This window comes from Planobispora rosea (assembly GCF_014648175.1).
GTDB lineage: Bacteria > Actinomycetota > Actinomycetes > Streptosporangiales > Streptosporangiaceae > Planobispora > Planobispora rosea.
On sequence record NZ_BMQP01000008.1, the window covers coordinates 31582 to 53307 of the forward strand.

Sequence of the window (21726 nt, forward strand, 5' to 3'; positions counted from 1 at the left end):
GCCGTCTTTGACGCCCTCGCTGCGTCTGGTCACTTGTCCTCCTTTTCGCCTGTGTTGTGCTGTGCGAAGTCGTTCTCGTACTCCGCGCGCCCCCGCCGGGTGCCCGCCTGGAAGGCCGAGAACAACGCGCGGGCCTGCTCCGGGCAGCGCCCGGCCGTCCCGGACTCCGCGGCCGCCCCGGACTCCGGAGCCCCAGGGGACGACTCTGAAGGCCGTGAAGGCTCTGAAGGCCCTGTGGGCCCCGCCGACGCCGTTTCCGCGGGTGCGGGAACGTCCTGGGACGTCTCGGCGTCCTGGGAGTTCTGGGGGCCCTGGGAGTCGTGGAGGTCCTGGGGGGATCGCGAAGTCTGAGTGCCCTGGCGGAGCTGCGGGGCCAGGTTCGCCTGCCGTACGCGCCGGGGCAGCCTCCCGGGGCCGGTGGTCTCGCGGACCACGGCACCCCGGTCGGCCTCCGCACCGGCGGTCACCGTGTCGGCGGTCACCGTGTCGATGGTCGTCGCGTCACCCGACGGCGTGTCGGCCACCACGGTGAGCGTCGGCGCCGCCATGGGCTGGGCGCCCTGGGCGGCGGGGGCGCGGGGGACCGTCCTGGTGCGGCGGGGCAGGCCGCCGGACCGGCGGGCCGGGGGCAGCGCGGCCGGAGCGGGCTCGGCGAGCGCCATCCGCCGCTTCCCGTTCGAAGGCTGCTCGGCGAGCCGCTCGGCGGTGAGGGACAACGACGCGGCGGTATCGGCGATCACCGCGCGGGGCAGGAGCACGATGGCCGTGGTGCCGCCGAACGGCGAGGCGCGGAGCACGACCTGGATGCCGTGCCGGGCGGCGAGCCGGCCCACCACGAACAGGCCGAGCCGGTCGCTGTCGGCCAGGTCGAACTCCGGCGGGTCGGCCAGCCGCGCGTTGATCTCCGCGTACTCCACCGGCCCCAGCCCCAGGCCCCGGTCCTCCACCTCGACGGCGAACCCGTTGGCGACCAGGTCGCCGCGTACGGTGACCATGGTCTGCGGCGGTGAGTAGAGCGTGGCGTTCTCGATGAGCTCGGAGATCAGGTGCGTGATGTCGGCGACGGACTCCCCGTCGAGCAGGACGTCGGGCAGCGGCGCCACGCTCACCCGCTTGTAGTCCTCGACCTCGGCGATCGCCGCCCTGACGGCGTCGATCACCGGCACCGGCCTGCGCCAGGCGCGGCCGGGCTCGGCGCCGGACAGGATGATCAGGCCCTCGGCGTGGCGGCGCATGCGGGTGGTCAGGTGGTCCAGGGCGAACAGGTCGTCGAGGTTGTCGGGGTCGGTCGCCCGGCGCTGCATGTTGTCCAGCAGGGAGAGCTGGCGGTGGAGCAGGCTCTGCTTGCGGCGGGCGAGGTTGACGAAGACCTGGCTGACGCCGCGGCGCAGGTTGGCCTGGCCGACGGCGGCCTCGATCGCGGTGCGCCGCACCGAGCCGAACGCCCGGGCCACGTCGCGGACCTCCGCCGAACCGCGCACCTCGATGAGCGGGGCATCGGTCTCGACGTCCACCTCCTCACCGCGCCGGAGCCGCTTGACCAGGCGCGGAAGCCGTACATCCGCGAGTTCGAGCGCGGCGGAGCGCAGCCCGGCCAGTTCGCTCGCCAGGCGGCGGCCGAAGCGCACCGAGATGACGATCGAGGCGATCACCGCGATCAGGCCGGCGCCGCCCGCGACGGCGATCCGGACCACGATGCCGGTGGCCAGCGACCCGGACCGTTCGGTCAGCGTCCCGGCGGACTCGGCGGCGAGCTGGTCGAGCCGGAGGACCAGCGGATCGGTGATCTCCCGCCACTGCGCGGCCTCGGCGGGCAGCCGGTCGCCGGTTCCCGAGGCGATGGCGTTCTCCATCGCGGTGAAGCGGGCGAAGGCGGGGGAGTTGAGGGCCTCCCGGTACGGCCCGCCGAGGGTGGAGTCCAGCGCGGACAGGGCGCGGTCGTGCAGGAAGGCCCGGTTCGCGGCGTAGTCGGCGAAGGCGGCGCGCTCCTCGGGAGAGAGCCGCAGGTCGATCAGCGCCCCGTTGACCAGCGCGTTCTCCCGGGCCATCATCTCGCGGGCGTTGCCCATCGCCTGCATCGCCGTGGCCTGCTGGAAGATCATCAGATCGGGGACGGCGACCAGCTGGTCGTACAGGAGGAAGACGGCGTCCAGGATGTGGTTGTAGCCCGTCAGCACGGCCAGCCGGGTGCTGCGTCCCTGGTCGATCCCGGCCCGGACCGCTCCGAGTCCGCCGAGCCTCCGCTCCGTCTCCTCCAGGGCGGAACGGAGTTCGGGGGAGCTGCCCGCCCGGTGCTCGGCGAGGGCCTCGCGGAACCGGGTGATCGCCTGGTCGGTGCGGTCGCGCTGCCGGCCGAAGCCGCTGGTGATCAACCGCGAGGTGATGGCCGTCGCCGACTGCGCCCGTTCGGCCTGGAGCTCCGCCCCCAGCTCGGTGGAGGCGACGCCGACCGTCTCGTAGAGGGTGTTCGCGCGCAGCAGCGCGGTCCCGTCGCCGACGGTGATGTTGAGCACGAATCCCCACAGCGCGCTCAGGGAGAGGAGGGGTAGGAGCAGCAGCAAGAAGATCTTGAACCGAATCGAGCGGTTTCCAGAGCCCATGCCCACTCGTCCCAACTTCTGAGTGTGTGGAGGCTTGTGTGGTTAGGGGATGGAATGTGCCTCCGGAAGATCGGACAGGAGACTAGCACTGATAACGCTGCGGCGCAGGTGGCGGATTGGCATCCGGTGTGTTTCCGCTGACGGCGGAGGCGCCTGTGCATTCACCCGCGACCTGGCCGGAAGCTCGCGGATGCCCGCCCGGGAGAGGAGTTCTCCGGGCTTTCACCCCGTGTTGGCCGGTGATTCGCGGCGACATCGTTAGGGTCCGTGAGCTGTGAGTGTCGCCGCCCCCGTCCGGATGGCCTTTCCCCGGGAGTCCGTCCGTGATCCGTTCTTCGACAACGCCAAATTCCTGGCGATCACGCTGGTGGTCTCCGGGCATCTGATCGAGGACCTGCGGGACGTGGCGGTGGCGCACGCGGCCTACTTCTACGTTTACGTGTTTCACATGCCGCTGTTCATCGTGCTCAGCGGTTACTTGTCGCGAAATTTCACTTTTTCCTCGGGTAAGGCGCGCAAGTTGATCAGCGCGCTCGCCGTGCCGTACGTCGTCTTCGAGCTGGCCTACGCCCTGCCCCGGTTGATCATGTACGGCAAGCTCGACATCAGCCTCCTCGACCCGTACTACCTGACCTGGTTCCTGATGTCGCTGTTCCTGTGGCGGCTGTCCACCCCCGTCTGGCAGCAGCTCAGGTGGCCCCTGGTGATCGCGGTGGCGCTGTCGCTGCTGTCCGGGACGAGCGATCTGCCCGACGAGCTGTCGATGAACCGCACGCTCGGACTGCTCCCCTTCTATGTGCTCGGCCTGATGCTCCGGCCCGAGCACTTCGCCCGGCTCAGGCGGCGGGCGGTGCGCGTCGCCGGAGCGGTCACGCTGGTGGCCGGGGCCGCGGTGGCGCTGGCCGTGCACGCCGAGGTGAAGACCGAGTGGATCCGCTGGCGGCACGCCAACGAGGCGATCGGGGTGGACGACCTCACCGGGAGCCTGATCCGGCTCGGCATGCTGGCCGCGGGCGCGCTGCTGGTCGCCGCGTTCCTCGCGGTCACCCCGTCCCGGCGGACCTGGTACTCCGGTCTCGGCATGGCGACCATGTACGCGTACCTGCTCCACGGGTTCGTGGTGAAGATCGCCGAGCGCTTCTACGGCGACTGGGCGGCCACCTCCTGGGGTGTGGCGATCGTGGCGGTCTCCGGGGTGGGGCTGGCGGCGGTGTTGTGCACCCCGCCGGTGCGCCGGGCGACCCGCTGGGCGGTCGAACCCAGGATGAGCTGGGCCTTCACGCGGCTCCGGCGCCCCGCCTGAGCCGTGGGCGCCGGGAGGGGGGCGGTGGTGCTCCACCTGAGGCGCGGACGCCGGAATCGCGGTGGGCCGGGAACGCGGTGGGCCGGGAACGCGGCGGCGGGGCCGCTCGTTGTCGGGCCGAGGACGAAGAACGCGGGCCGAGACGGGGGTCGGCCGTGCCCGCGCTTCCCGCCGTACCGCGCCCCGGTGGGTGGTGAAGCCGGACATGTCGGAGTAGCGTCCGCATTCGGGATTCTGTTCGGTGACGTGGCGGGGAGTTGCGTGTGATCGGTAAGCAGGGCAGGGTCACCGGCAGGATCGGCCCTGGTCTGGTCGGGGAGGTGATGGTGCCGATCCGCGGGGGCGTCGAGGCGTTCTACGCGCACCCCACCGTCCCCGACGAGGAGATCTCCGTCGGCTCGATCGTCGTGGTCGTCGAGTATTTCCCGCCCCGGACCGTCTACGTCGCCCGCGCCCTCGTCTGACTCCAGACTCCCCTCTCCCGCGCCGTGGAGGTCGCGATGCCTACGGAGTACTTCATCATCGGGGGTGCGGCCCTCGCCGCAGTCCTTCTCGTCATCATGCTGTTCAAGGCCATCTGGCGGGTGGCCGAACCCAACGAGGCTCTGATCATCTCCGGCCTCGGGGCCAGGGGGAAGAGCGAGACGGCCGACAGTCTGGGCTTCAAGATCGTCACTGGTAAGGGCACGGCCGTGCTCCCCGGCTTCCAGACCGCCCGCAGGCTCCGCCTGGACAGCCGCGCCGCGAACCTCCAGGTCTCCTGCGTCACCCAGCAGGGCATCCCGGTGGTGGTGAGGGGTGTCGTGATCTACAAGGTCGGCGACGACCTGCACTCCATCGCCAACGCCGCCCGCCGCTTCCTCGACCAGCAGGACTCCATGAACGGCGCCATCCACGAGCTGTTCACCGGCCACCTGCGCTCCATCATCGGCAACCTGACCGTCGAGGACCTCATCCTCAACCGCGAGCGCCTGACGGGGGAGACCCGGGCCTCGGCCGCCGACGAGATGATCAAGCTCGGTCTGATCGTCGACTCCCTGCAGATCCAGGAGATCGACGACGAGACCGGTTACATCACCAACCTCGGCAAGCCGCACGCCGCCAAGATCGCTTCTTCCGCCCGCATCGCCGAGGCCCAGCGGGACCAGGAGGCCACCGAGGCCGAGCAGATCGCCGCGGCGAACAAGGCCGCCGCCTGGCGCGACTCCCAGATCAAGCAGGCCGCCTACCAGGCCGAGATCGACCAGGCCCAGGCCCGCGCCCGTCAGGCCGGTCCGCTCTCGGAGGCCTCCGCCCGGCAGGAGGTCGTGGTCCAGGAGACCCGCGCCGCCGAGCTGGAGGCCGCCCTCGCCGAGCAGCGCCTCCAGGCCCAGGTCCGCAAGCCCGCCGACGCCAAGGCGTACGAGACCGTGACCCTCTCCCAGGCCGAGCGCGACGCCCGCATCGCCCAGGCCGAGGCCGAGGCCCGCGAGACCGAGCTCCGTGCCACCGCGCAGGCCTCCCAGGTCAAGCAGGCCGCCGCGGCCGAGGCGGAGTCGGTGCGGCTGCGCGGTGAGGCCGCCGCGGCGGCGACCAAGGCCACCGGTATGGGCGAGGCCGAAGCCGCCAAGGCCCGCGGCCTGGCCGCGGCCGAAGCCGCCAAGGCCCAGGGACTCGCGGAGGCCGAGGCCGCCCGGGCGAAGGGCCTGGCGGAGGCCGAGGCGATCCGAGCCCGCTCCGAGGCCCTCGCCGAGAACCAGGAGGCGGTCATCGCCCAGCAGCTCGCCGAGAACTGGCCGCAGATCGTGGAGGCCGGGTCGAAGGCGTTCGGGAACGTGGACCACATGGTCGTGCTGAACGGCGCCCAGGGCATCGAGGAGATGCTGGCCAAGGCCCTGACCCTCGGCGGCACCGGCCTCGGCCTCGCCCGCTCCCTCCTGAACGGCGGCACCCCCGCCCCTGTCGCGAACGGCTCCACCCCCGAGGTCACCCGCAAGGTCGCCGACACCGCCTCCTGACTCACCCGACCTCTTGATCCACCCGGCGTGCCGTGCCTCCCGGCACGGCGCGCCACCACCCGTACGGCGCCGCCGCCCCGGTTCAGGGTGTCCGCCGTGACCGGAAGTCGTAGCGGCGCGGCCTGGCCCGGGACGGCGCCGGTGGTTGCGGCTCCTGCTTGACCTCGGGGATGGCCGGGGCGGTGATGACCTCCGTGCGCGGCTGACCGACGGGCCGGTGGGTGGCCAGGTCGACGACCACGCCGTTCCGGCCGGTCGCGGCATGCGAGGCCGCGAACAGGATGAACACGTTGAGCAGCTTCAGGAACAGCAGCATGCCGACCGCGCCCGCGACGACGTGGTACGCCGGGTTGGCCGAGCTGATGTTGAGGTAGACCTGCCCGATCGTCTTCAGCAGCTCCAGCCCGATCGTGATGATCAGGGCCGGGCCGATGACCCGCCGCGGCGGCAGGCGCAGCCGGGGGGCCAGCGTGAGCAGCGCCGTCGCCAGCAGGAGGTTCACGCAGAGGCCGAGCGCGAAGGCGACCGCCGACAGCACCCACCGCACGGGTACCGCCTCAGTCCCGATCGTCTCCCCGATCAGCCAGGTCAGCGCGGTCTGGGCGCCGAAGGACAGCGTCAGCGAGAGCGACAGCAGCAGCCCCAGGGCGACCAGCACGCCCAGGTCGATCAGCCACCGCAGGAAGAAGTTGCCGGGATACTGCTCCAGCCCCCAGACCGCCCGGATGGAGGAGCGCATGGAGTCGATCCAGAACAGGCCGGTGAGCGGGAGGCCGATGGAGGCGATCACCCCTGCGGTGTCCCGGGCGTCGCGCAGCGCCTGTACGTCCAGACGCGGGAACGTGTCGCTGAGGTAACGCTCCACCTCCCCGAGCGCGGCGGGCGTGTCCAGCACGTGACCTATGATCACAAACCCCAGCAGGGCCAGGGCGAAGGTGGCGTAGAAGGCGTAGTAGGTCATCCCCGCGGAGAGACGGCCGGCGTCGACGCGGTCGTAGTGGATGCCGGCCCGGACGAGGTGATCGAGCCAGCCGTACCGGCGCCGCGTGTCGGCCCATCTCATGGCGAATCCGCCGGTTGATCGGTTCTGGCTCTCGGCGGACGTCATGCTGGCGCACCCTACCCTCAGGGACGCGTTTCAGCGGTGGAAGGCGATGGAAAGCGACGGAAATCGACCATCGGCGCTCCCGGATGCCGGGCTCAGATTGATGTCCGAAATCTTCTGCAATGGGCCGTCTGATTCCCGCGAGCAGGGCGAGGTGCGCTCGAACTACCTTCGTGATCACAACGAGAGCGAAGGGAAACCCTCCTATGGATCTGCAGCTTTCCGGAAAGGTGGCCGTCGTCACCGGGGCCTCCAAGGGAATCGGCCTGGCCGTGGTGCGCACGCTGCTGGCCGAGGGCGCCCGTGTCGTGGCGGCCTCCCGCAAGACCACCGCCGAGCTGGACGCCCTCGCCGGTGCGGACCTGGTGCACGTACCGGTCGATCTGATGGACCCCGAGGCGCCCGGCCGGGTCGTGGCCCGTGCGGCCGAGGAGTTCGGCGGACTGGACATCCTGGTCAACAACGCCGGTGGCCCGCCGCCCGGGGTGAGCCTGCCGCGCTTCGGCTTCCTCACCCCGGACGACACCGCCTGGCGGGAGATGTTCGAGTTCAACCTCTTCTCCGCCGTCCGCGCGATCCGGGCCGCCATCCCGCTCATGCTCCAGCGGGGCGGCGGCGCGATCGTCAACGTCTCCTCGGTCCTCGCGCGGCAGCCCGCCCCGATGAACGTCGACTACAACGCGGCCAAGGCCGGCATGAACACCGTCACCAAGGCGCTCTCCGAGGAGTACGGACCCCAGGGCATCCGGGTGAACACGGTCTCCCCGGGGCCGGTGCGCACGGCCTGGTGGACCGAGGAGGGCGGCGCGGCCGACATCCTGGCCGCGGCGACGGGCGCCGGTCGCGACGCCGTGCTGGACAGTGTGGCGCCGGAGATGATGAAGCTGACCACCGGGCGCCTGGTCGATCCGCAGGAGGTCGCCGACGTGGTCGCCCTGCTCGTCTCGCCGCGCTCGGCCAGCACCACCGGCGCGGAGTTCGCCGTCGACGCCGGCTTCCTCAAGGAGAGCTGACCGGACGACCGCGGAGATCTGCGCACGCGTGGGCATCGCCCCCACCGAGGTCTGGGCCTTCGGGGACATGCCCAACGACCGCCCGCCCCTCACCTGGGCGGGACCTGAGGACCGGACCCCGGGGCGGGGTCCGGTCGATCGGTCAGAAGTACCGGCCGCAGGGGACCTGGCCCGCGTCGTAGCTCCAGCAGAGCTCGACCGTGAAGGGGCGCCCGTCCTCGTAGTGGACCTTGTACAGGCCCGCGTCCCCGAACTCGTCCTGGTACGACCACCACGGGGGCATCGCGTGGGCGGGGGTGGCGGCGGCGGCGCCTATCAGTGCGGCGGCGACCCCGCCGAACAGCACGGTCACGACCCGCTTGCCTGCCCTGGAAAAGCGTGACATCGATAACTCCGATCTCGTTCCCTTGGAGAACCGAGACACAGTCCACCGCCACGGGCTTGGAGATCAGTTGGATCCGACTGAAGATCCGTCCGAGGCGCCGGCACCCCGCACCACCTCGGACGGCGGCGGGGTGCGGCGTCGTCAGATCATGACGTGGGCCTCGGGGCGGCCGACGAAGGAGAACTGGGCGCCGCGGGTCAGCTTGTGGTCGTCGGGCTGCCAGGTGTGCATCGCCGGGTCGCCGCTGCGCCAGTAGACGAAGTTGAACCGGTCGGCTGAGTAGATCTTGACCCGGTCCTCGCGCAGCCGCTTGACCAGGCGGGTGTCCTCGCCGCGGGTGACGTCCTCGAAGCCGTAGTGGCGGAACATGTCGGCCTTGCCGAGGAACGTGCCGCCCTGGACCAGCCAGGCGTAGCGGTGCTCCAGGCCGGGCATGCGCAGCATCGTGGTGTTGCGGCTCTCGAAGTAGGCGTAGTGCGCCCCCTTGCCCACCAGTTCGGCGTCGGAGTAGTCGAACGCGCGGACCAGGTCGGACAGGTAGTGCTCGCCGTAGAGGTTGTCGTCGTCCATCTTGGCGATCAGCTCGCCCTCGGCCGCGGCGATGCCCGTGTTCATGCACGCGCCCAGGGTCATCGACGGGTCGGCGGGGAGCACCACCACGTCGCTGATCCCGGCCATGCGGGCCTTGTCGGCGACGACGACCGGGTCGATGTCCAGGCCGTGCAGGACCATCACCAGCTGCAGCGGCCGGTGGATCTGCTTGGCGACCGAGGAGATGGCGTGCTCGATCTGCGAGGCCCGGTTGGTCGGCAGCACCACGGAGACCGAGCGGGTCCGCGGCGTGACGGGCTTGCCGAGGAGCTGGAGGATCTGGTCCACGCGGTGGGAGAACAGGTGCTTGTCGAAGACCTCGCGCATGGCGAGGTGGCCCTGGCGGGCACGGAGCTCGGGGCTGTTGATCAGGTGGAGGACCTGGTTGTAGGACTCCAGCTCGTCGTGGGCGATCGGGATCAGGTCGCCGAAGGTCTCCTCGATGGCGCGGGACCAGCCGGAGACCACCGAGGTCGAGCACGCCGACAGCTCGAAGACGCGGCGGGCGCACATGGTCGGCGAGTCGAGCACCGAGTTCACGTTGAGGAAGACCTTGTACATCTTGTACGCGGCCAGCATCCGGTCGTACGGCAGCTCGCCGACGATGTGCGGGACGTACTTGTCCGGCCAGGCGTACTTCTCGTCCACGGTCCCGTTGCGCGCGAAGATGTGCAGGCCGAGCTCGCGGATCGGGTTGAGGACGGTCTCCATCTGCTCGCGGCGCTCGGGGTGCTTGTCCCGGAAGTACATGCCCGCGAAGACGACGTCGTGGATGCGGCCCTGCTTGTCCTGGATCGGGTTGTGCACCCGGGGCTGGGCCGCGAACTGGAGGACATCGATCCGATCGTGTCCCAGAATTTCGCGATATTTCGGCACCATGTCGCCGTCGCACGTGAACACGTAGTCGAACAGCTTGGCCGTGTCGATGAAGAAGTCGAAGTTCGGCGGGTCCTCCTTGTTCCAGAAGACCGTCGGGACGCCCTCCTGGCGGCACCAGTCGATCAGCGCACGCAGCTCGGGCTTGGGCGCGTTGGTCCCGGTCATCTGGTAGCGCCAGCGCCCCTGGTTGCCGTGCCAGGCCGACTCCACGAACAACATCTCCGGCCGGCGCTCGGCGAAGATCTCCGGCCAGTCGCGCAGCCCGAACTCGATCTGGTCCCACTCGTACTTGAACGCCATCCGGGAGAAGTCGTCCAGGATGACCGCGACCTTCATGTCCGGCCGCACGATCGGCCCGTTCGGCCACTTCACCTGGGGCACGTCCACCGACGGCCCGCGGTTGTCGAGCTCGGCGACGACCTCGGCGACCGGCCGCGGCGCCTTGGGCCCCTTCCGGGGCTGCATCGCGGCCTTCAGCTTCCCGGGCAGCCGTACCAGGCCCGGCGTTCCCTTCGACCCGGCCAGGACCTCGGCCACCCGGTACGGCCGCTGGACCTTGGTGGACTCCAGCTTCCACTGGGCGTAGTCCGCGCGGGCCTCCGCGATGGCCAGGCGCCGCTCCAGATCCCGGACGCGCTCCTCGTAGCGCTCGATGACCTTGCGCTCCTCGGGCAGCCAGTTGACCGGCCCGAGGCGCTGGAACGCCGGCTCTTCAGGGGTCTCTTCACTCGGGGGGGAAGTCATGGGGAATCGCCTTTGTCCGGGATCGTGCAAGCGTACGGCTTTCCATCCGGAAGCCGGGCCGAAATAGCGGTTTTATCGGTCTCTGGGAGGTACGGCCTGCGACGCCGGCGAGAGGTTCTCCCCCGTGAGCCAGGCCGCGATCACCCGGGCGATCCGGGGACCGGCCTTGCCGTCCCAGAGCGGGGGCAGCTCGCCCGAGGGCGTCGCCGCGCGGTCGGCCAGGGCCTTGTCCGCGGCAGCCGGGAGCAGGGCCGGGGTGACCAGGCGGTTGGTGCCGTGGGTGACGGTGATCGGCCGCTCGGTGTTGGGCCGGACCGTCAGGCAGGGCACGCCCAGCATGGTCGTCTCCTCCTGGACGCCGCCGGAGTCGGTGACGACCAGGGCCGCGCCGCGGACCAGGGAGAGGAAGTCGACGTAGCCCAGCGGGTCGACGATCAGCAGGTTCCCGCCGGTCACCAGCCCGGCCGCGGCCAGACGCTCGCGGCCGCGCGGGTGGATCGGGACCACGATCGGCAGGCGCTCGCTCACCTGCAGGACGGCGTCGACCAGTTCCTTGGCCGAGGCCGGGTCGTCGACGTTGGCGGGACGGTGCAGGGTGGCCACGCCGTACCGCTCGGGCAGGCCCAGGCGCTCGCGCACCGGCGCCGGGTCGAGGCGGTCGAGCGCGGAGAACAGGCTGTCGATCATCGGGTTGCCGACGAGGTGGACGCGCGCCGGGTCCACGCCCTCGTTCGCCAGGTAGGACAGGGCGTCCGGCGAGGTGGCGAACAGGATGTCGGACAGGGCGTCGGTGACGATCCGGTTGACCTCCTCGGGCATGCCCCGGTCGAAGGAGCGCAGACCCGCCTCGACGTGCGCGGTCGGGATGTGGAGCTTGGCGCAGACCAGGATCGCCGCCAGCGTCGAGTTCACGTCGCCGTAGACGACGACCAGCGCCGGGCCGTGCTCCAGCACGACCTCCTCCAGGCCGGTGAGCAGGGCCGCCGTCTGGCGGGCGTGCGAGCCGGACCCGACGCCCAGGTTCGCGATCGGCTCGGGGAGGCCGAGGTCGGCGAAGAACACGTCCGACATCAGCGCGTCGTAGTGCTGGCCGGTGTGGACGATGCCCTGCCGCACACCCAGGTCGGCGAGGGCGCGCACGACGGGGGCGGCCTTCACGAAGTTGGGACGGGCACCCAGCACGTGCAGGACGAGGGGATTCTCGGGGGCCGGAGTCGCCTGCGAAGGGGCGGAGTCCCTCATTGACCTCGCCTTTCATAAGGGAGTGGGGCAAACGTTGCCTATGGTACGGTCACGACCGTGGTACCTGACGCCAGTCCGCCGGAGTCCCCCAAGGTTTCCGCGAAGTCGGCGCGTGCCGGTTTCCGCGGACTTCTCAAGGGGTTCGCCCAGCATCCGATCATCGTTTCCCGAGTCGTCGCGGCCAAGGTCAAGACCGATCCCATGCGGGTCGCGCACGCCGCCGCGGAGGCCCTTCCGCCGCGCATGCGTCCCGTCGTGGGCCGGGTCGCCTGGCCCGTCGCGCGCCGAGCCAAGGTCGTCGTGCGCAAGCTCGGCATGCGGATGGTCAAGGGCCCGTGGAACGAGGCGAAGGAGCACTTCGACGCCGGCCGGATGACCGAGGCCGCCGAGGTGCTCAGGGCGCACAGCAAGTACCCCTTCATCAAGCGCCGGGCCGCCTACTACGCCGGTGAGCTGGCCGCCATCCAGCCCAACCCGATCCCGCCCAAGGCCAAGGTGATCGTGGGCGAGCGGGTCGAGGGGCGGGTGCTGCACCTGGTCACCAACGCGCTGCCGTACACGCAGGCCGGCTACACCGTGCGCACGCACCGGATCGTCACCGCGCAGCAGGCCGCCGGCCTGGACCCGCACGTCGTCACCAGCTGGGGCTGGCCGATGATGCAGGGGCACGCCGACGCCGCGCCGTACGAGGAGCTCGACGGGATCCCCTACCACCGGCTGCTGCCCAGCGGCGAGGTGCCGTTCGAGAGCCACGGCCGGATGATCCGCGGTGCCGGCGAGGTGACCGAGCTGGTCAGGACGCTCCGGCCGCAGATCCTGCACGCCGCCACCGACCACCGCAACGGCTCGGTGGCGCTGGCCGTGCGGGAGCGGACCGGCACGCCCGTGGTCTACGAGGTCCGCGGCTTCCTGGAGGAGACCTGGGCCTCCCGCGACCCCAAGCGGGTCGGCAGCCAGCGGCACGTGCTGCAGCGCGACCGCGAGGCGTTCATCATGCGCTCCGCCGACGCCGTGGTCACCCTCGCCGAGACCATGGCCGCCGAAATCGTCGAGCGGGGCGTGCCCCGGGAGAAGATCCACCTCGCGCCCAACGCGGTGGACGACTCGCTGCTGACCGCCTCCTACGACGGCGCGGCCTTCCGCGCGGCGTACGGCATCCGGGACGACGAGATCGTCATGGGCTCGGTGTCCAGCATCGTGGCCTACGAGGGTTTCGCGACGATGATCAGCGCCGCCGCGCTCCTGCGCGACCAGGGCACGCCGGTCAAGGTGCTGCTCGTGGGCGACGGCGCGGAGCGCCCGGCGCTGCTGGAGCAGGTCGAGGCGCTCGGCCTCCAAGACATCGCGATCCTGCCCGGCAGGGTCGGCCCGGACGAGGCGCTCCAGGCGCAGTCGGCGATCGACATCTTCGTCTGCCCCCGCGAGGACCTGCGGGTTTGCCGACTCGTTACACCATTGAAACCGGTCGAGGCGATGGCTCTCGGCAAGCCCGTCGTCCTCAGCGATCTGCCCGCCCTGTCGGAGCTCGTGGGCTCCGAGGGCGCGGGGCTGCTGGTCCCGCCGGGAGACCCCGAGGCGCTCGCCAAGGCGATCGCCGGACTGCGGGACGACCCGCGGCGGCGGGCCCTGATGGGCGAGGCGGGCCGCGCCGAGGTGGCCGCGAAGCGTACGTGGAGCCGGATCGCGGAGACCTATCGTGACCTCTATAGATCCATTCTCGACTGATGTCCGGCCGACATTCACGGACAACCCTCATGTTTGCCATGCGTTTGGTTGCATCAGACGTGGCTTGTGCCGAGTTGAGATAACCTTTGCGACCATGAAGTGTTGTTTCCGTGTCCCCAGGGTCTCCCAGTGACCGGCTACGACCTGGCCGTGATCGGTCTGGGATACGTCGGGATGCCGCTGGCCAAGGAGGCCGTCGCGGCAGGACTGCGTGTCGTCGGATTCGAGGTCGACCCCCGCAAGGTGGAGGCCCTCAACGCCGGCCGCTCCTACATCGACGACCTGACCGACGCCGACCTCGAGCACATGCTGGTCGGCGGCTTCCGGGCGACGCTGGACGAGAGCGTGCTGGCCGACAGCCGCACCATCGTCATCTGCGTGCCCACCCCACTGGACGATGACCACCGTCCCGACCTGTCCGCCGTGGAGGGCGCCACCGCCACCGTCGCGCGCAATCTCAGCGCGGGCGCGCTGGTGGTCCTGGAGTCCACCACCTGGCCCGGCACCACCGACGAGGTCGCCCGTCCGCTGCTGGAGGCCTCCGGGCTCACCGCGGGCAAGGACTTCCATCTCGCCTTCTCGCCCGAGCGCATCGACCCGGGCAACCCCAAGTTCGGCCTGCGCAACACGCCCAAGGTCGTCGGCGGCTACACCGAGGCCTGCCGCGACGTGGCCACCGCGTTCTACGCGCAGTTCATCGAGCAGGTCGTGCCGGTCAGCGGCACCCGCGAGGCCGAGATGGCCAAGCTGCTGGAGAACACCTACCGGCACGTCAACATCGCCCTCGTCAACGAGATGGCGATCTTCTGTGACGAGCTCGGCATCAACCTCTGGGAGTCCATCGAGGCGGCGGCCACCAAGCCGTTCGGCTTCCAGAAGTTCCTGCCCGGACCGGGCGTGGGCGGCCACTGCATCCCGGTCGACCCGTCCTACCTGTCCTACACCGTGCGCAAGCTGGGCTACCCCTTCCGGTTCGTGGAGCTGGCCCAGGAGATCAACGAGCGGATGCCGTCCTACGTGGTGGCCCGCGCGCAGCGGCTGCTCAACCGGCACAGGAAGGCCGTCAACGGCTCCCGGGTGCTGCTGCTCGGCGTCACCTACAAGCCCGACATCGCCGACGAGCGCGAGACCCCGGCCCTGCCGGTCGCGCGGGCGCTGCTGGAGCTCGGCGCCGACCTGGTCTTCGCCGACCCCTACGTCAGGGAGTGGGCGGTGGACGGCACCCCGGTGCCGCGTGAGGACAACCTCTCCAAGGCGGTCGCCGAGGCGGACATCACGTTGCTGCTCCAGCAGCACGCCGCCTTCGACCTGTCGGTCATCGAAGACCACGGCAAGCTCGTGCTCGACACCCGAGGCGTGCTCGCCGAGGGTGAACGCGTCGAGCGGCTCTAGCGACGAAGGGGCTGCGCGCAGTGCACGTGCTCGTCATGACGGTGGTCCATCACCCCGAGGACGCCCGGATCCTGCACCGGCAGATCCGGGCGCTGGTGGATGCCGGTCATGAGGTCACGTATGCCGCGCCGTACACCGCGCGGGGCGTCATGGCCCGGCCCTGGGTGAACGGCATCGACCTGCCCCGTGCGGCGGAGCGCAAGCGGCTGGCGGCCGTGCGCGCCGCGCGCAAGGTGTTCAAGCGCATGCGCGGCCAGGTCGACCTGGCCGTCATCCACGACCCCGAGCTGCTGTTCGCCGTGGCGGGCGTGCGCAGGCGCCCGCCGGTGGTCTGGGACGTGCACGAGGACACCCCGGCGACGCTGTCGCTCAAGCCCTGGCTGCCCGCGTTCCTGCGCCCGCCGGTGCGGTTCATGGCCCGCCTCCTGGAGGGCACGGCCGAGCGTCACCTGCACCTGCTGCTGGCCGAGACCGCCTACGCCGGGAGGTTCCGCCAGGCGCACCTGGTGGTGCCGAACGAGACGTGGGTCCCCGACGACGTGGTCGTGCCGGGCGACGACCGGATCGTCTACCTCGGCTGGTTGTCGGAGGCGCGGGGCGTGCGCGAGGCCATCGAGGTGGCCCGCCTGCTCCAGCCGTACCGGGTGTCGGTCGAGTTGATCGGCTACGCCGACCCGCAGTCGCGGCCCGCGCTGAACGAGGCGGTGACCGAGGGCCTGCTGGAGTGGCGCGACTTCATGCCCAACGACGAGGCGCTCAAGCGGCTCGACGGCGCGCTGGCCGGGCTCTCGCTCCTGCACGACGAGCCCAACTACCGGCACTCCATGCCCACGAAGATCGTGGAGTACATGGCCCACGGCATTCCCGTGATCACGACCCCGTCGCCGCGCGCGGTGGAGCTGGTCGAGCGCTACAACAGCGGCATGGTCGTGCCCTGGCGGGATCCCAAGGCGGTGGCGCAGGCCGTGCTCACCCTCAGGGACGATGTCGAGGAGCGGCATGCTCAGGGCGCCCGTGGGTATGCGGCGGCCCGTGCCAACCATCACTGGCCCAACTCGGCCCGCCGTTTCGTCGCCCAGCTGGAGGCCTGGGCGGGGGTCAAGAACTGACGCCGTGCACGGCACCCACGCCCGGCACGCCCAGGGCGGCAGCTCCGGCACCCGTGCCCGGCACGTCCCGGGTGGTCGCTCCGGCGGCCCGTACGGCCCGCAGCACGGCGGGCTTCCTTACGTCGCTCTGATCACGAGAACGGTAGTGTCCTGAACGTGCGCTGGTTCACGGCTCTGCTCGGCGTGGCGATCCTCGCCGCCGTGGCGGCGGTCATGCTGGTCCTGCCGGCCGACGACCCCGCCCCGTCCAGTGACAGCTCGCCGATCGCCTCCCCCTCCGCCGCCTCTTCCTCTACCGCGGCCCCCACACCCGCGGCCGCCACGTTCACCGACCCGTGTGGAACGTTCGACACGGCGGTGAAGGCACCGTACGCGGTGACGGGCTACTGGCTCATCCCGACCACCGACCACTGCACCTGGCGCCGCCAGTTCCGGGCCATCCACCAGGTCGGCGGCGACACCGTGATCCGGATCGGGTGGGGCCTGCAGGCCCGGCCGGTCGACGAGGACGGCCGCGTCCTCAAGGACGGGGAGGTGGACTCCCGCTACGCGCCGTGCGAGGAGGACGGCGTGCCCTGCGTGACGGCGGCCGAGAACGACCTGAAGGCACTGAACCCGGGCAACCGGGTCAGCTGGACGTTCGTCTACCGGACCGACGAGGCGTTCGGGCCGGGCATCTTCCGCTGCCCCGAGGTGGAGAAGAAGATCGAGGTGGACGACACCGTCTTCTACCGGCTCATCGCCCCGGGGGACGGCAGCGACGACGCCAGCTGCGGGAACCTCAGCTCCCAGGGCCGCGCCTACCACGTGATCCTGATCGCCGCCGCGAAGGAGGACAGCCTCACCGAGCTGCTCGATCTCGGCGACCAGTTCGGCATGAAGGTCTTCCCGGCGCTGCCGCTGGCCCCGCGCGACCCGGGCCAGAGCACCCGGGCCTCCGAGCGGGGCGTCAACACCCTCACCACGCTCACCCGGCGCATCCTGCAGGACTACGGCGACCGCTTCCAGGGCCGCGCCTCGCTCGGCGGTTTCTACCAGCCGTTCGAGCTCCAGATGCGCGACATGGTCTACTCCGGCGCGGACGACCCCGACGAGGCGGCCAAGGACAATCCGACGCTGCGGGTCTACGCCTCCCAGCACGGGATCGTCGAGCAGGTGATGCCGGACAAGCCGATCCTCGTCAGCCCCTACCTGGAGGCGCGCAAGAGCAAGGCGTTCAGCGCCACGCCCAAGGAGGTGGCGGCCGGATTCGAGGCGCTGGCCAGGACCGGCGTCGGGATCGTCGCGCCGCAGGACAGCCGGGGCACCGGCAAGGTCGGATTGTTCTGGCCGGACGAGCGCGACGAGCCGGTGGACGACAGGCTCCGGCCGGTGGTTGGGGAGGGCCTGAGCAACGGCGAGGCATATCACGGCTCGACCCGCGACTACTACCGGGAGATGGCCGGGGCCCGGGACCGGATGGCCGAGCAGGGTTACGACGTGCAGCTGTGGGCCAACGTCGAGGCGTTCGAGCCCTCCGGGGCCGAACCCTGCGGCACCCGGACCGGGACCCGCGGACGCACGGACAAGGACCGGCTCGACCGGGCCGTCACCCAGGTCGGCCGGTACGTCTCCAAGGTCGTCTCCTACATGTGGAGCGACTTCTTCACCTGCGCCGCCCCGGGAACCCCGTCGCTGGCCGAGGAGATCGCCCGCGACCACGACCGGCCCATCCCGGTGGACGCCGTACGGCTCCCGCGCGACATCCAGGACGGCATCGAGATCCGCGGCTACAACCTGTCCGCCGAGAGCCAGGCGACGATCACCTGGGAGGGGCAGGAGACGCCCAGGACCGTCGCCGTCGCCGGGGTCGGCCTCGAACCGCCGCCTCCCGGCACGCCCGCCGGGATGGGGACGGCCTGGGTCCCGTTCGACTGGGGCCAGGTCCCCGAGGACACCTGGGTGCGGATCGAGATCACCGGGCCCGACGGGCGCAGGGCGGCCGAGCCGCTGCACGTCCGGATAACCCTGTGAACCCTGCGAACGTCGCACGTCCCGACGACCGTGATCGGTGTAACGTTCCTGCCGTGACCTCTCCGGTGCCGCGCGTCCCCGTCAGCGTGGACCTGGTCGTCCTGACCGTGCGGGGCCAGGAGCTCAGCGCGCTCGTCTGGCTGCGGGACAAGCCGCCCTACGAAGGACGCTGGGCCCTTTCGGGCGGCTTCATCCAGCTCGACGAGGACCTGCCGGCCGCCGCGGCCCGGGTCCTCGCCGAACGGGCCGGCCTGCCCGGAGCCCCGGTCCACCTGGAGCAGCTCCAGACGTACGGCTACCCCGACCGCGACCCCCGCCAGCGCGTGCTGAGCGTCGCCTACCTGGGCCTCGCCCCCGACCTGCCCGCCTCCCGGGAGGCGCACATGAGCTGGCAGCCGGTCAAGGACCTGGCGACGATGGCCTTCGACCACCGCCGCATCATGGTCGACGGCATCGAGCGGGCCCGCGCCAAGCTGGAGTACAGCTCGCTGGGCGCGGCCTTCTGCCCGCCCGAGTTCACCGTCGCCGACCTGCGCCGGGTCTACGAGATCGTCTGGGGCCGCCCGCTGGACCCGCGCAACTTCCACCGCAAGGTGACCAACGCCGAGGGCTTCCTCATCCCCACCGGCCGGACCACCACCCGCGACGGCGGCCGCCCCGCCAAGCTCTACCGCCGCGGCCCGGCCGAGCTGCTGCACCCCCCGATGCTCCGCTCCCTCAAGGACTGACCGCGGGCCCGTGGACGGCGGGCCCGGCGACCGCGGGGCCGTGCGCCGCGTCGAGCGGGTGGTCCAGGAAACAGTGGGGGGCGTCGTTGCGCTCGTCGTGGACCACCCGCCCCCGCACGCCGAACACGGTCGCCAGCAGCTCCTCGGTGACGACCTCGCGGGGCGGGCCGTCGGCGGCGACCCGTCCGCCGGCCAGGGCCACGATCCGGTCGGCGAAGCGGGCCGCGTGGTCCAGCTCGTGCAGTACGGCCAGCACGGTGAGGTCCCGGCTGTCGCGCAACCGGCGGACCAGGGCGAGCACCTCCAGCTGGTGGCGGACGTCCAGGTGGGCGGTCGGCTCGTCCAGCAGCAGGATCGGGCTGCGCTGGGCGACGGCCAGCGCCAGCCGTACCCGCTGGCGCTCCCCGCCGGAGAGGGTGTCCAGCACCCGGCCGGCCATGTGGGCCACTCCGGTGAGCTCCATCGCCTCCTCGGCCACCCCGTCGTCGGGCTCGCCGAGCATGCCGAGCGGGCCCCGGTGCGGGTACCTGCCCTGCCGTACGAGCTGGCGCACGGTCAGGCCGGGGACGGGCGCCAGGGCCTGGTGCAGCACGGCCAGCCGCCGGGCCACCTCCCGCCGGGACAGGCTCGCCAGGTCCGTCCCGTCCAGGCGGACGGTGCCCCGGCGCGGGGTCAGCAGACCCGCGATGAGCCGTAGCAGGGTGCTCTTGCCGCAACCGTTCACACCCACCAGCGCGACGAGTTCGCCGTGCCCGACGGTCAGGTCGATCCCGTCGAGCACCGTGCGGTCCCCGTAGCCGAACTCCAGCCCGCTGACAGTGATCATCCCAGCCCTCTCTCCTGTCGTCGTCATCACCCGGGGACGTGGGCGGCCCTGCGCGCCACGGTCACCAGTACGGCGGCTCCCGCCAGGGCGGTCACCACGCCGGTGGGCACCCCCAGCCGCTGGGTGACCTCCGCACCGGCCATCAGGCGGTCGGCGAACTGGGCGACCGCGTCGGCGCCGGCGATCGCCGCGGCCCCGGTGAGGGCGGCCACCGGTACGGTCCTCCTCGGGTCGGCTCCCGCCAGCCACCGGGCCGCGTGCGGGACGACCAGGCCGACGAAGGCCACCGCCCCGGCCAGGCTCGCCGCGCCCGCCGCCAGCGCGGTCGCCGCCGTCAGCGCCGCCGCGCGGGCGGCTCCCGGGCGCAGGCCCAGCCCGGCGGCGTGGTCGTCGCCGGGGGCGAGCACGCCGAGCACCGCCGATCCGGCCCAGATCAGCAGGATCCATCCGGTGATCCACCACCAGGTGAACCCCAGGTGCTCCCAGACCCGCCCCTGGACCGACCCGACGAGCCAGCGCAACGCGTTGCCGAAGCGGCTGGGCTGGTAGGCCAGCAGGAGGGTGACCAGCCCGGCCAGCAGCGCGCTGCCGAGCAGGCCGTACACGATGGCTCTGCCGGGATCCCTGGAGGTGAGCAGCCAGGTCGCCGACCCGCCCAGGGCGCTCCCGGCGAGCGCGGCGGCCAGCGCGCCGCCCGCCGAGTCGGCCGGGAACAGCCCGAACGTCAGCCCGGCAAGGATGCCCAGCACCGCGCCGGGGTTGACCCCGGTCAGCTCGGGGGCGGCCAGCGGATTGCGGAGGGTGAGCTGGAGGACCAGCCCGGACACGCCGAGCGCCGCACCGGTCAGCAGCGCGGCCAGCAGCCGGGGCACGCCCAGCTCCCACATGATCCGGTGTTCCAGGGTGCCGGCGGGTCCGAGCAGCGTGCCCAGGTCCCCGATGCCGGGAGCCAGCAGGTGCGCCAGTACGGTCGCCGGCAGCGCGACCGCCAGGATCCAGACGAGCCGTCTCACCGTGATCCCCCCGCTCGCCCGTCCCGCGCCGCCGCGCGCGGACGCACCGCCTCCCCGCGCAACAGGACGGCTCCCGCCAGAACGCCGAGCAGGGCGGTCCACGCGCCGAGCGGCGTCTCCACCGGGGCGAGGGCGAGCCGGGCCACCAGGTCGGCGGCCAGGACCACCAGCGCGCCGAGCGCGGCCGACCAGGGCAGCCATGTCCGGGCCTCGTCGTGGGGCCGCAGCCGCCGCGCCAGCAGCGGCGCGACGAAACCCACCCACGCCAGCGGCCCGCACGGTCCGGTCACGCACCCGATCAGCAGCGAGGCCACGGCCAGCACGCCCAGCCGGGCACGGCCCACCCGGCTGCCGAGGGCGGCGGCGGTGTCGTCACCGAGCCGCAGCAGCCCGAGCACCGGCACGCAGAGGACCACCAGCGGGACCGCGAGCAGGGACCACGGCAGCACGTGCGCGGCCTGCTCCCACATGACGCCGGTCAGGCTGCCCACGAGGTAGCGGAACAACATGTCGTACTGGATGCGTTCGGCGGTGGCCATCACCGCCAGCAGCAGCGCCTGGATCGCGGTGGAGACCGCGGCGCCCACCAGCAGCGTCGCCGAGGCGCCGCGCGCGGTGCGGGCCGCGGCCAGGCACAGCGCCCCGCCGCAGGCCGCACCGGCCAGCCCGAGCAGCGGGTGCAGCCCGTACGGCACCGGCAGCGCCCACACCACGCAGACCGCCACCGCCAGCGCGGCCCCGGAGGACACCCCGAGCAGTTCCGGGACCGCCAGCGGGTTGCGCAGCGCCTCCTGCAGCAGCAGCCCGGCCGCCCCGATCGCCGCGCCGCCGAAGACGGCGACGGCGAGCCGGGGCACCCGCAGCTCCCACAGCACCACGAACTCCACCGAGGCCCGGTCGCCCAGCACGGCGGGCAGCCGGTGCGGCGGGATCACCGGCTGCCCCAGGCAGACGGCGGCCAGGGCCAGGACGGCGACGGCCGCCGCCACGATCACGGCGGCACGCGGGCCCGGGCGCGGGCTCCCGGACAGGCTTCCGCGCGTGCCTCCCGGCGGTGAGGC

The 21726-nt window shown here is 71.8% G+C and carries 17 protein-coding genes; 9 read left to right on the top strand and 8 right to left on the bottom strand.

Annotated elements, in window-relative coordinates; genetic code table 11:
* Positions 1-29 precede the first annotated feature (29 nt).
* Positions 30-2561 carry a nitrate- and nitrite sensing domain-containing protein gene (locus IEZ08_RS10050; protein ID WP_189242043.1) on the bottom strand — a complete coding sequence of 844 codons (2532 nt, stop codon included), beginning with the start codon at positions 2559-2561 and terminating at the stop codon, positions 30-32.
* Between the two features lie 313 nt (positions 2562-2874).
* On the opposite strand from IEZ08_RS10050, the gene IEZ08_RS10055 reads away from it, so the two are divergent.
* The 3 genes from IEZ08_RS10055 (at position 2875) to IEZ08_RS10065 (ending at position 5900) form a co-directional block, all read left to right on the top strand.
* Positions 2875-3903, top strand: a complete 1029-nt coding sequence (locus tag IEZ08_RS10055; RefSeq protein WP_189242044.1) for an acyltransferase family protein — start codon at positions 2875-2877, stop codon at positions 3901-3903.
* Between the two features lie 263 nt (positions 3904-4166).
* Positions 4167-4367: an NfeD C-terminal domain-containing protein gene (locus IEZ08_RS10060; protein WP_068920609.1), complete on the top strand. Its 201-nt coding sequence runs from the start codon at positions 4167-4169 to the stop codon at positions 4365-4367.
* Between the two features lie 36 nt (positions 4368-4403).
* Positions 4404-5900 carry a flotillin family protein gene (locus IEZ08_RS10065; protein WP_068920610.1) on the top strand — a complete coding sequence of 499 codons (1497 nt, stop codon included), beginning with the start codon at positions 4404-4406 and terminating at the stop codon, positions 5898-5900.
* A gap of 82 nt (positions 5901-5982) precedes the next feature.
* Here IEZ08_RS10065 and IEZ08_RS10070 read toward each other — a convergent pair whose 3' ends face one another.
* Positions 5983-6963 (bottom strand): YihY/virulence factor BrkB family protein, encoded by a 981-nt coding sequence (locus IEZ08_RS10070; RefSeq protein ID WP_068920611.1) that lies wholly within the window; start codon positions 6961-6963, stop codon positions 5983-5985.
* 248 nt (positions 6964-7211) lie between these two features.
* Here IEZ08_RS10070 and IEZ08_RS10075 point away from each other — a divergent pair, with 248 nt between their 5' ends.
* Positions 7212-8018, top strand: coding sequence for an SDR family NAD(P)-dependent oxidoreductase (locus tag IEZ08_RS10075; RefSeq protein WP_068920612.1), 807 nt, complete (start codon positions 7212-7214; stop codon positions 8016-8018).
* A 142-nt stretch (positions 8019-8160) separates the two neighbouring features.
* On the opposite strand, the gene IEZ08_RS10080 is transcribed toward IEZ08_RS10075, so the two are convergent.
* The 3 genes from IEZ08_RS10080 to wecB all read right to left on the bottom strand — a co-directional run bounded on the left by IEZ08_RS10080 (position 8161) and on the right by wecB (position 11859).
* Positions 8161-8403 carry a hypothetical protein gene (locus IEZ08_RS10080; protein ID WP_189242045.1) on the bottom strand — a complete coding sequence of 81 codons (243 nt, stop codon included), beginning with the start codon at positions 8401-8403 and terminating at the stop codon, positions 8161-8163.
* 141 nt (positions 8404-8544) lie between these two features.
* A complete protein-coding gene (locus IEZ08_RS40210) occupies positions 8545-10617 on the bottom strand; it encodes a glycosyltransferase family protein (protein WP_068920614.1) in 2073 nt (690 codons plus the stop codon).
* Positions 10618-10689: 72 nt separating this feature from the next.
* Positions 10690-11859 carry a non-hydrolyzing UDP-N-acetylglucosamine 2-epimerase gene (gene wecB, locus IEZ08_RS10090; RefSeq protein ID WP_068920615.1) on the bottom strand — a complete coding sequence of 390 codons (1170 nt, stop codon included), beginning with the start codon at positions 11857-11859 and terminating at the stop codon, positions 10690-10692.
* A 57-nt stretch (positions 11860-11916) separates the two neighbouring features.
* On the opposite strand from wecB, the gene IEZ08_RS10095 reads away from it, so the two are divergent.
* From IEZ08_RS10095 to IEZ08_RS10115, 5 genes are all read left to right on the top strand, one after another.
* On the top strand, positions 11917-13584 hold the full coding sequence (locus IEZ08_RS10095) for a glycosyltransferase family 4 protein (RefSeq protein WP_068920616.1): 1668 nt from the start codon (positions 11917-11919) through the stop codon (positions 13582-13584).
* Between the two features lie 129 nt (positions 13585-13713).
* Positions 13714-14976, top strand: a complete 1263-nt coding sequence (locus tag IEZ08_RS10100) for a nucleotide sugar dehydrogenase (RefSeq protein WP_068920617.1) — start codon at positions 13714-13716, stop codon at positions 14974-14976.
* Positions 14977-14996: 20 nt separating this feature from the next.
* Positions 14997-16085: a glycosyltransferase gene (locus tag IEZ08_RS10105; protein ID WP_084779462.1), complete on the top strand. Its 1089-nt coding sequence runs from the start codon at positions 14997-14999 to the stop codon at positions 16083-16085.
* A 156-nt stretch (positions 16086-16241) separates the two neighbouring features.
* Positions 16242-18098, top strand: coding sequence for a DUF4434 domain-containing protein (locus IEZ08_RS10110; protein WP_068920618.1), 1857 nt, complete (start codon positions 16242-16244; stop codon positions 18096-18098).
* Between the two features lie 53 nt (positions 18099-18151).
* The gene (locus IEZ08_RS10115; protein ID WP_203863485.1) at positions 18152-18826 is read left to right on the top strand and encodes an NUDIX hydrolase; all 675 of its coding nucleotides are present in this window, start codon (positions 18152-18154) and stop codon (positions 18824-18826) included.
* Here IEZ08_RS10115 and IEZ08_RS10120 read toward each other — a convergent pair.
* From IEZ08_RS10120 to IEZ08_RS10130, 3 genes are read right to left on the bottom strand one after another with little or no spacing between them, the layout of a single operon-like run.
* Positions 18816-19652, bottom strand: coding sequence for an ABC transporter ATP-binding protein (locus IEZ08_RS10120; RefSeq protein ID WP_203863486.1), 837 nt, complete (start codon positions 19650-19652; stop codon positions 18816-18818). The two genes, IEZ08_RS10115 and IEZ08_RS10120, sit on opposite strands and share 11 nt — an antisense overlap.
* 26 nt (positions 19653-19678) lie before the next feature.
* Positions 19679-20665, bottom strand: a complete 987-nt coding sequence (locus tag IEZ08_RS10125) for an iron chelate uptake ABC transporter family permease subunit (protein WP_084779464.1) — start codon at positions 20663-20665, stop codon at positions 19679-19681.
* Complete coding sequence (locus IEZ08_RS10130) at positions 20662-21660, bottom strand: FecCD family ABC transporter permease (RefSeq protein WP_203863487.1); 999 nt, start codon at positions 21658-21660, stop codon at positions 20662-20664. Before IEZ08_RS10130 ends, IEZ08_RS10125 begins: the two co-directional genes overlap by 4 nt.
* Between the last annotated feature and the right edge of the window lie 66 nt (positions 21661-21726).

Bases quoted from the DNA above. Each gene is read 5' to 3' on its own strand.
- IEZ08_RS40210 (WP_068920614.1), bottom strand. From the start codon at position 10,617: ATGACTTCCCCCCCGAGTGAAGAGACCCCTGAAGAGCCGGCGTTCCAG.
- IEZ08_RS10080 (WP_189242045.1), bottom strand. From the start codon at position 8,403: ATGTCACGCTTTTCCAGGGCAGGCAAGCGGGTCGTGACCGTGCTGTTC.
- IEZ08_RS10075 (WP_068920612.1), top strand. From the start codon at position 7,212: ATGGATCTGCAGCTTTCCGGAAAGGTGGCCGTCGTCACCGGGGCCTCC.
- IEZ08_RS10065 (WP_068920610.1), top strand. From the start codon at position 4,404: ATGCCTACGGAGTACTTCATCATCGGGGGTGCGGCCCTCGCCGCAGTC.
- IEZ08_RS10070 (WP_068920611.1), bottom strand. From the start codon at position 6,963: ATGAGATGGGCCGACACGCGGCGCCGGTACGGCTGGCTCGATCACCTC.
- IEZ08_RS10120 (WP_203863486.1), bottom strand. From the start codon at position 19,652: ATGATCACTGTCAGCGGGCTGGAGTTCGGCTACGGGGACCGCACGGTG.
- wecB (WP_068920615.1), bottom strand. From the start codon at position 11,859: ATGAGGGACTCCGCCCCTTCGCAGGCGACTCCGGCCCCCGAGAATCCC.